Genomic DNA, 14,368 nt, shown 5'->3' with positions numbered 1-14,368 from the left:
GGTCGGCCGATCGGCCACCCGACACCCTACGGGATGCCCTCGACGGCACGGAACCGCACCACACCCGTGTGTCGAGCAAGCGTCAGCACACGGCCGGGCATGGGAGGATCGGGGACCGTGCGTCGCTTCCTCCCCTCCGTCCACACGGTCGTCGTCATCGCCGCCGCGGTCTTCGCCGTCCTGGCGTCCGCCGCCGTGGCCTTCCAGGCGCCCCCGCTGAACTCGGCCGACGAGCCCGCGCACCTGGACTACGTCATCGACGTCTGGCACGGCACGTTCCCGGTCTTCGAGAACGGCCTGACGATCCGACCGCCGTTCGGTCCGCTGCCGCCGGTGCAGTGGGTCGCGCAGCACCCGCCCCTCTTCTACTGGGTGCTCGCCCCGGTCGTCGGACCGCTGTGGGACGGCGGACACCTCTACTTCGCGGTGCTCGCCGGACGGAGCGTCAACGCGCTGTTCGCCGGTGCGTCCGTCCTGGCGTGTGCCTGGGCCGCACGGCGCATCGCCCCCGGTCGGCCCGAGGTCGCCTCGGTCGCCGCGATCGTCGTGTCCTGCACGAGCATGCTGCTCCTGGTCGGCGGGGCGGTCTACAACGACCTGCCGAACGTCGCCTTCGGTGCCCTCGCGCTCGGCGTCGCGGCGACCGCGATCCGCCGCGGGATCTCCACCCCCCTCGTGGTCGGCGCCGCACTGGTCACCACCGGCGGCATGCTGAGCCGCCTCACGTTCGCGGTGTTCCTCGTGGCGGTCGCCGTGGGCCTGCTCTGCGCCCTCGGCCTGCGCCGCGGCCCCGGCTTCTGGAACGGCTGGGTCGGTCGGGTGGTCGCCGCCGCCCTCTCGGTCGTCGTGCCCGTGGCCGCCGCCGGGTGGTTCTACCTGCACAACATCGCCACGAGCGGCAACGTCGCCGGCAGCCACCCCGAGTGGTCCCAGACGCACATGAACCGCGTCACCGCGACCTTCCCGGACACCGTGACGAGCGCGTCGTTCTGGAAGGGCGTCTTCGCCGTCTTCCGGGGGCACGAGCCGGTGGGCTCGTCCGACTGGACCTACGCCCTGCTGGTCGTCCCCGTCGTGCTCGGGCTCGTCGTGCTCGTCGTCGGTCGGCTCCGGCGCAACCGGATGGCCGCACCGGTCGCCCCGCGCACGGGCCTGCTCGCCCGACGTCGTGCCACCGCGCCGGTCGCCGAGCCGTCCGTCCTCGCGGAGCCCCTCGTCGTCCTCATGCTCCTGGCGGTGTTCGTGCTCCTCGTCGTGCTGCAGGTGTTCTTCGTGATGCAGGGCGGTGCGCCGCAGACCCGGTACGGCCTGCCGATGATGCCGATCCTCGCGGTCGTCATGGGCTACGGCCTCGCGAGCTGGGGACGGTTCGTCTCGCCCGTGCTCGTCACCGTGTGGACCGTGGTCGCCGGGCGCGTGTGGTTCGACATCCTGCAGCTCGCGACCCCGCCGTACCTCTCGGCCGTCCCCCTGCAGATCGCCCGGGTCGCGACCGTCGCGGCGGTCGTCGCCCTCGTGGTCACGCTGGCGGTCTTCTGGATCAGCGCCCTCCGCCGCCCGCGGGTGACGGCTCCGGAGACGCCGACGCCCGACGTGCCGGCGGCGCCCGCGACGGTCGGTTCCGAGCGGTGAGCGGGTTCCGCTCGGCGGTCGGCCGGCTCTTGGGCCGCACGGGCACGACGCCGGTGGCCCCCGCCGGACCGGTGGTCGAGCCACCGCTCGTCGGCTTCGTCGTGCACGGGGCGGGTGGGGTGCACCCGGCCTCCGCCCACGTCCGCGTGACGGGTCGGCTCTCGGCCCTCGCAGCGACGGGTGCCGCCCGGGTCGCGCAGGTGGAACCGACCCGTTGGGCGGACGGCACCGACACCGCACACCTCGACGTGCTGCTCGTGCAGCGGGACGCCTTCCCGGCGTCGCACCTCGACGCCGCGCTCGCGCGCGCCGCCTCGGAGGGCACGCGCGTGGTCGCGGAGGTCGACGACGACTTCTTCAGCCGGGAGGCACGTGCCCGGCTCGCGCGCGCTGAGTACGACCCGCAGCGACTCGCCTCGGTCGAGCGGCTCGTCCACGGCGCGGACGCGGTCGTGGTCTCCACCGACCGCCTCCGGCGGGTGCTCGCCGACGCGGGGGTCGCCGACGCGGTCGTCGTGCCGAACGCGGTCCAACCGGGACTCTGGGACGCCGGACGCACCGCCCCGGACCCGGACGGCCCGCGGCGGGTGCTCTACATGGGCTCCGCGACGCACACGGACGACCTCGACCTGCTGCGCCCGGCCTTCGACGGGCTCACGGACGACGACGGCCGTCCGGTGCGGCTCGAGATCGTCGGGGTCACCGGTGACGAGGCGGCGACCTGGTACGACCGACTGCCGCTCCCGGCGGACGCGACCCACTACCCGGACTTCGTCGCCTTCCTCCGGCAGCACGCGGACCGGTGGTCGGCCGGCGTCGCGCCGCTCACCGACGACCCGTTCAACGACGCGAAGAGCGACCTCAAGTTCCTCGAGTACACGATGCTCGGCCTGCCCTTCGTCGGCTCGGACCGGCCGTCGTACCACGGGGTCGAGCAACACGGCGGACTGCTCGCCGACGACCGTCCGGCGTCCTGGCGGCAGCAGCTCGGCACGGCGCTCCGCGAGGCCGACCAGCGCGTCGCGGACGCCAGGGCGTACGTGACGGCCGAACGGCTGCTCACCGCCGACGGTCCCTGGCGCGCGGCGCTCGGTCTCTGACCGCGACGGGGACGTTGCTAGGGTGATGCGGTGCAGATCCGCGAACTGAAGATCCCCGGCGCGTGGGAGTTCACGCCCGTCCAGCACGGCGACGCACGAGGAGCGTTCCTCGAGGCGTACCGTGCCGACGTCCTCGAGGAGACCGTCGGTCACCCGCTGGACCTCCGGCAGGTGAACATGTCGATCTCGTCGGCCGGTGTCGCCCGGGGCATCCACTACGCCCTCGTCGCCCCGAGCCAGGCGAAGTACGTCACCGCCGTGCGCGGCGCCTTCATCGACTACATCGTCGACATCCGCGTCGGGTCCCCGACCTTCGGCCAGTGGGACAGCGTGCGCATCGACGACGTCGACCGCAAGGCCGTCTACCTGTCCGAGGGGCTCGGGCACGCGATCGTCGCGCTCGAGGACCGCTCGACCGTCAACTACCTCGTCAGCGCGCACTACGACCCGCAGCGCGAGAAGGGGATCACCATCCTCGACCCGACCGTCGGGCTGACGCTGCCCGACGGCCTCGGGGAGCCCGTGCTCTCCGAGAAGGACACCACGGCGCCCACCCTCGAGCAGGCGGCGGAGCAGGGGCTGCTCCCGACCTACGAGGAAGCGGTCGCGTACACCGAGTCCCTCCGGACGAAGAAGTAAGGGAGACCCGTGAAGGGCATCATCCTCGCCGGCGGTTCCGGCACCCGTCTCTGGCCGATCACCAAGGGCATCAGCAAGCAGCTCATGCCGATCTACGACAAGCCGATGGTCTACTACCCGCTGTCGACGCTCATGATGGCCGGCATCCGCGAGGTCCTCGTCATCACGACCCCGGAGTACAACGACCAGTTCCGGGCGCTGCTCGGCGACGGCTCGTCGCTCGGCATGGAGATCCAGTACGCCGTGCAGCCGAGCCCGGACGGGCTGGCGCAGGCGTTCGTCATCGGCGAGGAGTTCATCGGGGACGACAGCGTCGCGCTCGTCCTCGGGGACAACATCTTCCACGGCACCGGCCTCGGCACGAACCTGCGGAAGAACACCGCGGTCGACGGCGCCACGATCTTCGCGTACCACGTTGCCGACCCGACCGCCTACGGCGTCGTCGAGTTCGACGACGACTTCACGGCCGTCTCCATCGAGGAGAAGCCGGCGCAGCCGAAGTCGAACTACGCCGTGCCCGGGCTCTACTTCTACGACAACGCGGTCATCGAGATCGCGAAGACGATCGAGCCGAGCGCCCGCGGCGAGCTCGAGATCTCGACGGTCAACGAGCGCTACCTCGAGGCCGGCTCCCTCGGCGTGCAGGTCCTCGACCGCGGCACCGCGTGGCTCGACACCGGCACGTTCGAGTCGATGATGCAGGCGTCCGAGTACGTGAAGGTCATCGAGGACCGGCAGGGCTTCAAGATCGGCTGCATCGAGGAGATCGCCTGGCGGAACGGGTGGATCGACGACGCGCAGCTCGCCGACCTCGCCGCCCCGCTCGTCAAGGGCGGCTACGGGGTGTACCTGCAGAACCTGCTCCGCGGCTGATGGCGCGCACCGGGCTGGGGCGCCTGTTCGGGCGGTCCGGTCCGGTGCCGCCCGCCGGCGCCGCGGACGACGACACGACCACCCCCGCGACGGCGGGTGCTTCGCCGGTCGAGCCGCGCCTCCCGGTCGACACGTCCCTGGTGGTCGACGCACCGCAGGCCGACGCGGACGGCTTCGACGTCGTGGTCACGGTCGACGAGCGCGCCTTCCGCCGGGGTGCCCACCTGCCGACCGTCGAGGCGGCCAGGGCCGCCGGTGCCGGGGCGGTCGTGGTCACGGTCCACGACGTGCACGCCGGACCCACCAGCACCTACCCGCCCGTCGCGCCGGGGGACGGGTACACCGTGGCGCGCCCGACCGTCGCCGCCACGTGGGGCGGCGCGGTCGCCGCGGCCCGCCCGCTCCTGCGGTCCGCGGTCGTGCTCGTGCAGGACGCACGGGTGACCCTGCCCGACGGTGCCCACCACCGCCTGGTCGCGGCCGTCACGCCGACCACGGCCGCGGTGGTCGAGCCCGTCGTCGTCGCGGTCCCGGTGCTCCGCACCACCGACGACCTGGTCGCCAGTGCCGGCGCCGCCCTGCCGCAGCCGACCGCCCCGGTCGCGTCGCTCCTGCGCGGTCACCCCGCCGCGGACGCCGATGCGTTCGCCGGCCCGCACGAGCCGGGCACGCCGGTGTTCGCCGCCGACCTGCCCTGCTTCGCCGCGCGCACGGCCGACCTCGCCACCCCGGTCCGCACCGTGGACACCCGCACCGCGGTCGCCCGCCTGACCCGGGACACCGCCGACGCCGCCGGCGGTCGGTGCGTCGCGCTGCCGGTGGGCCGGGCGTACGTCGCCGTGGGCGCGACGGCCGACGGCGGCGGGATCCGCGAGGGACGCTACGACACGGACGCGGCGGACGCCCTCGCGGTGTGGCGGGACCGCATCGACACCGTGACGGCACCCGCGCTCGCACGGCTCGGCTTCGTCCCCGCCGCGGGCACGGCCGACCCCGTGGGTGCACCCGTGGCCCTCCGTGAGCCGCTGGTGCGCGCGGAACGGGACGCCGCCCGCCTGGAGCTGCGCGACCGGGGCGAACGCCTGCGCTGGTCGGTCCGGATCGCGGCACACCCCGGTGCCCGCGGCGACGACTGGGGCGACACGTTCTTCGCCGCCGACCTGGCGGCGGCGCTGCGCTCGCTCGGGCAGGAGGTCGTGGTCGACCACCGTGAGTCGCACGTCCGCCCGACGTCCGAGCACCTGGACGACGTCGCCCTCACCCTGCGGGGGCTCGACGACACCCCGGTGCACCCGTCCGCGACGAACGTGCTCTGGGTCATCTCGCACCCCGACCTCGTCCGCCCGGCGGAACTGGCGCGGTACGACCTGCGGTTCGCCGCCGGCCCGGTCTGGGCCGCGCGGGTGTCCGCCGAGACCGGGCTCGAGGTGCGGCCGCTGCTCCAGGCGACGGACCCGGCGCGCTTCCACCCGGACGTGACCGCGGCGGCCGCGCACCCGGACCTCGGCACGGTCTTCGTCGGCAAGACCCGCGACGTCTTCCGACCGGTCGTGCGGGACGCACTGGCGGCGGGACTCGACCTGGCCGTGTGGGGCGAGGGGTGGGAGGACCTGCTGCCCGCGGGCGTGCACCGCGGGGTGTTCGTCCCGAACGACGAGCTCCCGGCGCTCTACCGGGACGCCCGGGTCGTGCTGAACGACCACTGGCACGACATGGCGCGGGACGGGTTCGTCTCGAACCGGCTGTTCGACGCCGCGGCGACCGGGGCGCTCGTGGTCACCGACCCGGTGCCCGGCGTCGACGAGCTCTTCCACGGCGCCGTCCGGACGTACGACTCGGTCGAGACGCTCCGCGCGGTCGTCGCCGAGGGGGAGCGGCTGACGGCGGAGGAGCGTCGGGAGCGGGGCCGGCGGATCGGCGAGGAGCACGCGTTCCGGGCGCGGGCCGAGGTGCTGCTGGACGCGGTGCGGCGGCAGCGCGGGCGCTGAGCCCGCGGCGCGCTGCCGCTGAAGGGCTATGCGCTGCCGCTGACGGCGGTGCGCCGCTGACGTCAGTGGCGCCGCACGCGGCGGGCGACCTCGCCGGCCCGGTCGGCGAGCCGGACCACGCGGCGTGCCCGCACGGCGGTCAACTCGGCCTCGACCTCGCCGATGCGTCGGTTCGCGGCGTCCGCACGGTCCCGCTCGTGCTGCACCGTCGACCGGAGCATCTCGGCGGTGGCCTCGGCGTCACGGACGGCGTCCTCGAGCTCCTCGATGCGGTGGTCGCGCGCCAGGACCGCCCGGCCGGTCGCCCGGAGCGCCCGGAACTCGTCGGCGGGCACCTCGATCTCAGCGGGCACCTCGACCTCAGCGGGCACCTCGACGCCGGAGGCGGTGCCGGTGGCGGCTCCACCCCGAGGCGTGAGCAGCAGCTCGGCGATCGTGTCGTCCCGGCGGAAGGGGCCGACCGCCGCGTCCTCGTCGTCGACGAACCGGAGGGAGAAGACCGCACGCAGGACGCCCTCCCGCAGGCGGCGGTAGTCCCGCATGCCGTGGTGGCGCGGGCTCGGCGACAGTTCGGGGTTCGCCTCGTAGGCCAGTCCGCTCACCTCGACCCGGTGCGCGTACTGTGCCCAGGAGCGCCACGGCAGGTGCAGCACCTCGAGCCGGAGCTCGTCGGGCACCGGGGCGCCGTTCGCCACGCTCACCTGGTGGTTGCCCTGCACCACGACGACCTCGGGGTCGCCCACGTGCACCGCGTTCGAGCTCGGCGGCGCGAGGAGCCCGACGGCCCGGAGCTCCTCGGCGCTCCGTTCGTCGCGCCAGTGGAGCCGTCCGAGCCCGGCACCGGACTCCGCCATCGCCCCCGTCATGTTCACGACCGGCACGGTGAACGCGCCGACGGCGGGGTCGAGCCGTTCGAGGACCTGCCCGACGGTGAGCGAGCGGTCGACGGGCACGATGAACTCGTCCGCGTCGGCGTTGACGACCCAGTCCGCACCGTGCAGGACGGCGGCGTCCCGGGCCATCCCGGTCACCACGACGCCCTGCTGCTTGCGGTGCACCGGGTCGTGGCGCAGGTCGACGACGACGTCCCCGCGGTCGGCGAAGGCGGCGAGCAGTTCGGCCGTGCCGTCGACGGAGCCGTTGTCCGTGATCACGAAGACGTCGAAGCCCTGCGCCACGTGGTGCTCGAGCCAGGCGGGCAGGACGTCGGCTTCGTCGCGGACCATGAGGGTGACGGCGGTCTTCATCGGGACTCCGGGAGGGGGATCGGGTCGGGGCGCGCTGCATGCGCCCGGAGGGCTGAGCGAGGGTACCGCGGTCCGGTGGGGCCGGCTCCGCGACGCGCGGTCAGCGCGTGTGGGTGGAGCGGGCGCGGACGGTCAGGGCGGCACGGAGCACGACCCGCAGCGGCAGGAGCCACCACGCGGAGTACTTGCCGGCGAGGAACCGGTACGCGCTCTCGTGGTGGGCGCGACGCATCCGCTCCGAGGCGCCCTGCGTCGCGGTCCCGCCGACGTGGGTCGCGGCCGCGCGCGGCTCGTAGACGTTCCGGTAGCCGGCACGTCCGATCCGCCACCCGAGGTCGACGTCCTCGAAGTACATGAAGTAGCGCTCGTCGAAGCCGCCGAGTCGGTCGTAGACGTCCCGGCGGACGAGCAGGCAGGCACCGGACAGCCAGCCCGCGTCCCGCTGCCCGTCGTGGTCGTCGTCCTGCCGGTACCGGCGGGTCCACGGGTTGCGCGGCCAGATGTTCGCGAACAGGGCGTGTCCGAGTCCGGTCCGGAGCGACGGGACCAGCCGCGCGGACGGGTACACCTCGCCGTTCGGTTCGAGCAGCCGCGGTCCCACCGCGCCGATCGTCGGGTCGTCCGCGGCCGTCGCGATCATCCGGTCGAGTGCGCCGGGCTCGAGCACGACGTCCGGGTTCGAGACGAGCACCCAGGACACGTCCGTGTCGAGGGTCGCGACCGCGGCGTTCGCGGCGGCCCCGTAGCCGCGGTTCTCGCCGAGCTCGAGGAACCGGGCGCCGGCCCCCTCGACCACCGCACGGAGGACGTCCGGGTGGGCGGAGTCGTTGTCGGCCACGACGACCTCGACCTGCCGACCCGACGCGGCCGCGGTGGACGCGAGGAACGCCGGCAGCACGTCCTCCGAGTTGTAGGAGACGGTGACGATGGCGGCGCGGGCGGTCACGCGTACACCTCGACGTGCCGCGCGGCGCAGGCCGCCCAGGTGAACCCGGCGGCCCGGCGCGCAGCCCGCGCGACCCGGTCCGCCCGCACCGCGGGGTCGTCCGCGAGCATCGCCGCGAGTGCGTCGCCGATGGCGTCGGCTCCCGGCTCGGTGTAGGTCACCGCGTCGCCGCCGACCTCGGGGATCGCGAGCCGACGCGTCGTCAGGACGTCGCCGTGCGAGGCCATCGCCTCGAGCACGGGCAACCCGAACCCCTCGCCGGTGCTCGGGTACACGACCACCCGCGCGCCGCCGAGGAACGTGTGCAGTTCCTCGATCGGCAGGTACCCGAGGTGTCGCAGGGACGCGCCCGGTCGGTCACCGGCGGCCGTGAGCAGGCGACGCGCCTCGTCGTCCCAGCCGAGGCCGCCCGCGACGAGCAGCGGGGGAGCGTCCGGCAGCCCACGGTGCGCGGCGACGAGCGCCGGGACCTGCTTGCGCGGTTCGACCGTGCCGAGGAACGCGATCCAGTCGGTGTCCGGGGCGATGCCGTGTGCGGTCCGGAAGGCGGCCACCTCGTCGGCGCCGGGCTCGTGGAACACGCTGCGGTCGACGCCGAGGTGCGCCACCGCGGTCGGCCGGCGGGCCGGGACCCCGAAGCGGTCGATCTCGGCGACGGTGGCGGCGCTCGGCGCGACCGTGGCGCGTGCGAACCGCCGCGCCAGCCGGGTCCAGGTCCGGAAGAACGCGCCCTTCAGGCGCGAGTGTGCCGCCGGGTCGCTGAAGAACGTCGCGTCGTGCAGGGTGACGACGGTCCGGGAGGCGCGGGTCACCGGGAACGTGTAGTGCGGGCTGTGCAGCACCTCGGCACCCGACCGGCGCAGCACGCCGGGCAGGCCGACCTGCTCCCAGACGAGCCGCAGCGGGCGCGAGCGCGTCCACGACGGCGCGACCCGGTACCGGTGCGACGGGGCGGCGTCGTGCAGCCAGGCGACGTCCTCGGGCTTCGCGACGACGTCGACGACGACGCCGAGTTCGTGCAGTCCGGTGAGCAGCCCGGCGATGTAGCGCGCGACGCCGCCGCGGTTGGGCGGGACCGAGGTGGCGTCGACGAGCACGGGGCGTGCCCCCACGTCAGTCCCTGACCTGGCGCTCGGTGGTCCGGGTCCAGGCGATGCCGGACTGGGTGTCCTCGTCCTCGACCACGAAGCGCGCGGCCTCGCGCTGGATCACGATGTGCTCGCCGTTCGGCTTCGCCAGGAAGACGTGGACGAAGTACTGCCCGCCGCCCAGGCGCAGGTCGCTCAGGTGCCACTCGACGGTGGCGGTGCCGCGCAGCGGGTCGTGCCGGACCTCGGTCTGGCGGCTGTCGATGCCGAAGGCGGGGTGGCCGAGGTGGTTCTCGATCTTGATGCCGGCGCGCCACTCGGGCAGCACGTCCTTGTGGGAGAACGTCGCCCGGACCACGAGGTCGTCGCCGTGGTGGTGCTCCGACCCCGGGGCGCGGCCGGGGATCTCGAGCTCGACGCGCTCCACCGCCGCGGGGTTCGCGTCCTCCTCCGGGTGCGCCGCCTCGGCCTCGGCCAGGCGACGGCCCTCGAGGATCTCGCGGAAGTTCTTCACGGCGAGACGGGCGGAGCCCTGGAACTTGACCTCGCCGTGGTGCAGCACGACGGCGGAGTCGCACAGCTCCTGCACCTGGCCGAGGGAGTGCGACACGAGGATGATCGTGCGGCCCTGCTCCTGGAACTCGCGGATCTTGTCGAGGCACTTCTTCTGGAACTGCTCGTCACCGACGGCCAGGACCTCGTCGACCAGCAGGACGTCGGGGTCGGTGTTGATGGCGACCGCGAAGGCGAGTCGCACGTACATGCCGGACGAGTAGAACTTCACCTGGGTGTCGATGAAGTCGCCGATGCCGGAGAACTGCAGGATGTCCTCGAAGCGGGCCTCGGTCTCCTCCTGCGTCTGGCCGAGGATCGCGGCGTTGAGGTAGACGTTCTCGCGGCCGGTCAGGTCCGGGTGGAACCCGGCGCCGAGCTCGATGAGCGCGGCGAGGCGTCCGCGACGCTCGACGGAGCCGGTGGTCGGCTCGAGGATGCCGCCGATCGTCTTGAGCAGCGTGGACTTGCCGGACCCGTTCGGACCGAGCAGCCCGATCGTGGTGCCCGCCGGGATGTCGAGGCTGATGTCCTTCAGCGCCCAGAAGTCCTCGCTGTGCCGGCGTCCGGCACGGCCGAGGGTCACGACGCGCTCCTTGAGCGAGTTGTCCTTGCGGATCGTGAACCGCTTCGACACGTTCCGCACGGTCACCACGGCGGGGGCGTCGCGGAACGGCGAGCGGGTCTCCTGGTCGATCTCTTCGGTGCTCATCGGGGTCAGATCTCCTGGGCGAAGTTGCCCTGCAGTTTGGCGAACACGCGCTGGCAGACGAGGAGCGCGACCAGCCCGACGACGGCGGCGACGGCCATGCGGAGCAGGAGGTGCGACGGGTACTCGGAGTCGGCGCCCGCGGTCCAGAACGCGCGGTGGATGCCGAGGACGGCCAGGGTGATCGGGTTGGACGTGTAGATCGACAGCAGCCACTCGGGTGCCCGGGTGGCGACCATCTGCCAGCTGTAGACGATCGGCGATGCCCACATGAGCAGGAGCACGAGGACCTCGACGAGGTACTGCATGTCGCGCAGGTAGACGTTGAGCGCCGCGAGGAGCAGGGCCAGCGCCGTGGCCCAGATCAGCACGACGGCGACCGACGGCAGGAAGTAGAGCAGGTCGAGGCGGACCCAGGCGAAGCCGCTCTGCAGGATCGCGGCCGCGAGCAGCACGACGAGCTGGACGGCGAAGTTGAACAGTGCCGCGCCGACGCTCGCGAGCGGGTAGATCTCACGGGGCAGGTAGATCTTCTTGATCAACCCGGCGTTCGACACGATCGACGCCGTCCCGGCGGCGACGATCTCGCTGAACAGCCCGTACAGGGTCAGCCCGGAGAACACGTAGATCGCGAACTCGGGGATGTTCCGGGACGCACCGAGGATCTGCCCGAGCACGAAGTAGTAGATCGCCAGCTGCACGAGCGGCCGGATGAGCGTCCACGCGAAGCCGAGCGCGCTGTCCTTGTACCGGGACTTCAGGTCGCGGCGGATCAGCAGGTCGAGCAGCTGGCGGTGCGCGACGATCTCCCGCAGCGAGCCGATGACGGCGGTGGCCGGGCGACCGGCCGGGACCATCTGTTCCTGCCGGAGGCGCTCGAACCGCTCGGTGACGATGTTGCTCAAGGGGGGTCCTAACGTTCGACGCGGGCGACGGACAACTGTACATCGGCGACCGTCGACGGCCGCCGACGGTCAGCGCCCGTTCCGGCTCTCCCGCATCAGGCGCGCCCGGTTCGCGACCTTGTCGCGGAGGCCCGACGCACCGTTCTCGCGGAGGTACCAGGCGGCCAGCCGGGCGTCGCGGACGAGTCCGTGCCGGCTGTTCGCGATCTGGTGGAACCGCAGCTCACGGGCGCGGGCCGGGCTGAGCTGCACGCGCGGGCGTCCGGCGGCGGCGACCGACCCGGCGGGCACGGCGGCCTCGTGGGCCCGGTCCGCCGCGACGTGCGGGTCCTTGCAGAACTCGACGAGCGGCTCGAGCGCCCGCTCCCACGTGAAGTCCTCGCGGACGCGGGAGACGGCGGCACGCGCGGCGGCGGCGGCTTCGGGGTCGTACAGCATCGACTCGAGCGCGGCGGCGAGTCCGTCGACGTCCCGCTCCTTGACCGCGACGCCCATGCCCTCCGCGGCCACGAGGTCGCCGAAGCTGTCACCGTCCGTCGTGACGATCGGCAGGTTCGCCCACATGTAGTCGAGGATGCGGGTGCGGAACGAGAACGTCGTCTCGATGTGCGCGAAGTGCGTCGAGACGCCGGCGTCCGCCTCGAGCAGGTAGTTCTGGCGGTCGTCGAGGGCCACCCACTGCTCGTTGAAGAACACGTGCTTGTTCGTCAGGCCGAGCTGGTCGCTGATGCGCCGCGTCTCCGAGACGATCGCCATCTCGGGCACGTCCGGGTTCGGGTGCGCGACCCCGAGGAAGAAGAGCCGGATGTCGTCGTGGGTCTCGGCGACCTTCGCCACGGCACGGACGAGCGACGGGGTGTCGAACCAGTTGTAGATGCCGCCGCCCCAGATGACGACCTTGTCGTCCTCGCCGATGCCGGGCGTCACACCGCGGATCGCCCCGCGTTCGTGCGCCGGGGGGGTGGAGTCCATGCCGAACGGGGCGATCGCGATGAGCTTGTTCAGGTTGTCGTCAGCGAGGTAGTTGTCCGGGTTGACACGGCCGACCGCGGCGAGCTGCCCGAGCCAGAACAGGCGCTGTCGCTCCGAGGCGCAGAGGAAGAAGTCGCCGCGCTCGAGCTGCGCGTTGATGACCTCGGTCGTGCTCTGGACCTGGTTGCGCCAGCCCACGTCGCCGTTGTCCCGCGCCTGCTCGAGCTGCTCGAGGTGCATCGGGTCGTAGAGGTCGACGACCATGATCTTGTTCGAGCGCTGGAGCGTCTGGAAGTGGTGCAGCGCGTAGCCCTGGAAGAAGATGACGTCAGCCCACTCCTCGTGGTCCTTCATCGTCCGCTCGTGCTGCAGCGGGACACGGGAGACCTCGAAGCGGTCGGTCTTCCGGTTCGCCACGTTCCAGGTGACGAGGCGGACGTCGTTGTGCTCGCTGAGCGCCTCGGCGATCTTCCACGCGCGCATGCCCGGGCCGGCCATCTTCTCGCCGAGGGCGTCGCCGGTGATGATGAGCACGCGGGTGCGGTGCATCGGCTGCTCGACGTCGAAGGCCTCGATGATCGCCTGGTAGCCCTGGAGGAAGTAGCCGTCCTCGAACAGCGGCTTGAAGGCGTCGCCGAACAGGCGGAACACCTCCTTGTCGGTCTTGACGCGCTGGGCCTGGATGCGGCGGCGCTCCTCGGAGAGCCCCGGCAGGTCGGCGACGAACTGGTCGAGGGCGTAGAGCCCCGCGACGGCCTCCTTCGACATCGGCGTCGTCGGGTCGAACTCGTCCGGAGCGCCGGTGAACCGGCGGATGTCGAACTCCTCCGAGTCGCGGCCGCTCTTCGCCACCGCGCGGCGGGCCAGCAGGGCGAGGGCCGCGGGCAGGAAGGTGCCGAGGTTCTCGTCGGAGAGGTTCTTGTAGAGCAGGTGCAGCGCGTTCCGCTCGAGCAGGTACATCTCGCGGTGGTCGCCGAACGACTTCATCGAGCCGTGGTGCTTGTGGAAGACCACGGAGCGCGGGGCGAAGCGCACCCGGTAGCCGAGCAGGTTGAGGCGCCACCCCAGGTCCACGTCGTCGTAGAACATGAACAGGCCCTCGTCGAAGCCGCCGACCTCGAGGAAGACGTCGCGGCGCACGAAGAGCGCCGAGCCGGTGCCGAAGAGCAGGTCGCGCGCGGCGTCGAAGCGGCCGTCGTCGAGCTCGGCGATGTGGTTCTTGTAGCCCATGCCGAACCAGGACAGGCCGGACTCGACGAAGTCGATGGTCTTGCCCTCCCAGTCGAGGACCTTGCTGGCGACCGCCGCGACCCGGGGGCTCGGGGCGAAGCCGGCGATGCCCTCCTTGATCCAGTTGACGTCGGGCTTCGCGTCGTTGTTCAGGAACGCGACGACCTCGCCGGTCGCCTCGCGCGCGCCGAGGTTGCTGCCGCCGGTGAAGCCGAGGTTCTCGGCGGAGACGATGATGCGGACGTTCGACCGCCCGCCGAGCTCGGCGCGGAGGCGCTGCTCGCTGTCGTCGCCGGAGCCGTTCTCGACCACGACGATCTCGAGCCGGTCGGCCGGCCAGTCCACCTCGGTCAGGCGGGCGATGCACTCGAGGGTGTCGTCCGTCCCGCGGAAGTTGATGACGACGACGGACACGCGGGGCGCGAAAGTGGACACGGAAGGACTCCATGGGTCGGCTTGCGGTGGTGCCCTCGGAACGGTCGCCCGG

Annotated in this window: 11 protein-coding genes; 5 read left to right on the top strand and 6 right to left on the bottom strand. The window is 72.7% G+C overall.

What is annotated here, in order from left to right; translation table 11 throughout:
- The first annotated feature begins 117 nt into the window (after positions 1-117).
- The 5 genes from AB0N84_RS03910 to AB0N84_RS03890 are packed head-to-tail and all read left to right on the top strand — an operon-like array spanning position 118 to position 6,232.
- Complete coding sequence (locus AB0N84_RS03910; protein ID WP_289457504.1) at positions 118-1,632, top strand: hypothetical protein; 1,515 nt, start codon at positions 118-120, stop codon at positions 1,630-1,632.
- A complete protein-coding gene (locus AB0N84_RS03905; protein ID WP_363543859.1) occupies positions 1,629-2,732 on the top strand; it encodes a glycosyltransferase in 1,104 nt (367 codons plus the stop codon). The genes AB0N84_RS03910 and AB0N84_RS03905 overlap by 4 nt, the downstream gene beginning before the upstream one ends.
- 30 nt (positions 2,733-2,762) lie before the next feature.
- Positions 2,763-3,371, top strand: a complete 609-nt coding sequence (gene rfbC, locus AB0N84_RS03900) for a dTDP-4-dehydrorhamnose 3,5-epimerase (RefSeq protein ID WP_182046782.1) — start codon at positions 2,763-2,765, stop codon at positions 3,369-3,371.
- 9 nt (positions 3,372-3,380) lie between these two features.
- Positions 3,381-4,244, top strand: coding sequence for a glucose-1-phosphate thymidylyltransferase RfbA (gene rfbA, locus AB0N84_RS03895; RefSeq protein ID WP_363543857.1), 864 nt, complete (start codon positions 3,381-3,383; stop codon positions 4,242-4,244).
- Positions 4,244-6,232, top strand: a complete 1,989-nt coding sequence (locus tag AB0N84_RS03890; protein ID WP_363543855.1) for a glycosyltransferase — start codon at positions 4,244-4,246, stop codon at positions 6,230-6,232. Before rfbA ends, AB0N84_RS03890 begins: the two co-directional genes overlap by 1 nt.
- A gap of 62 nt (positions 6,233-6,294) precedes the next feature.
- On the opposite strand, the gene AB0N84_RS03885 is transcribed toward AB0N84_RS03890, so the two are convergent.
- The 6 genes from AB0N84_RS03885 to AB0N84_RS03860 all read right to left on the bottom strand — a co-directional run bounded on the left by AB0N84_RS03885 (position 6,295) and on the right by AB0N84_RS03860 (position 14,316).
- Positions 6,295-7,479, bottom strand: coding sequence for a glycosyltransferase family 2 protein (locus AB0N84_RS03885; RefSeq protein WP_363543853.1), 1,185 nt, complete (start codon positions 7,477-7,479; stop codon positions 6,295-6,297).
- Positions 7,480-7,579: 100 nt separating this feature from the next.
- Positions 7,580-8,425 (bottom strand): glycosyltransferase family 2 protein, encoded by an 846-nt coding sequence (locus AB0N84_RS03880; RefSeq protein WP_363543851.1) that lies wholly within the window; start codon positions 8,423-8,425, stop codon positions 7,580-7,582.
- Positions 8,422-9,537: a glycosyltransferase family 1 protein gene (locus AB0N84_RS03875; RefSeq protein ID WP_363543849.1), complete on the bottom strand. Its 1,116-nt coding sequence runs from the start codon at positions 9,535-9,537 to the stop codon at positions 8,422-8,424. Before AB0N84_RS03875 ends, AB0N84_RS03880 begins: the two co-directional genes overlap by 4 nt.
- Before the next feature lies 1 nt (position 9,538).
- A complete protein-coding gene (locus AB0N84_RS03870) occupies positions 9,539-10,777 on the bottom strand; it encodes an ABC transporter ATP-binding protein (RefSeq protein ID WP_289457511.1) in 1,239 nt (412 codons plus the stop codon).
- A gap of 5 nt (positions 10,778-10,782) precedes the next feature.
- Positions 10,783-11,679, bottom strand: coding sequence for an ABC transporter permease (locus AB0N84_RS03865; protein ID WP_259346164.1), 897 nt, complete (start codon positions 11,677-11,679; stop codon positions 10,783-10,785).
- Positions 11,680-11,748: 69 nt separating this feature from the next.
- Positions 11,749-14,316 (bottom strand): glycosyltransferase, encoded by a 2,568-nt coding sequence (locus AB0N84_RS03860; protein ID WP_363543846.1) that lies wholly within the window; start codon positions 14,314-14,316, stop codon positions 11,749-11,751.
- Positions 14,317-14,368: the final 52 nt, after the last annotated feature.

The sequence above is a fragment of the Curtobacterium sp. NPDC089185 genome, assembly GCF_040685235.1.
Taxonomy (GTDB): Bacteria; Actinomycetota; Actinomycetes; order Actinomycetales; family Microbacteriaceae; genus Curtobacterium; species Curtobacterium citri.
The sequence above is the reverse complement of the archived record's forward strand: the minus strand, read 5'-3'. Positions and strand labels throughout refer to the sequence as shown.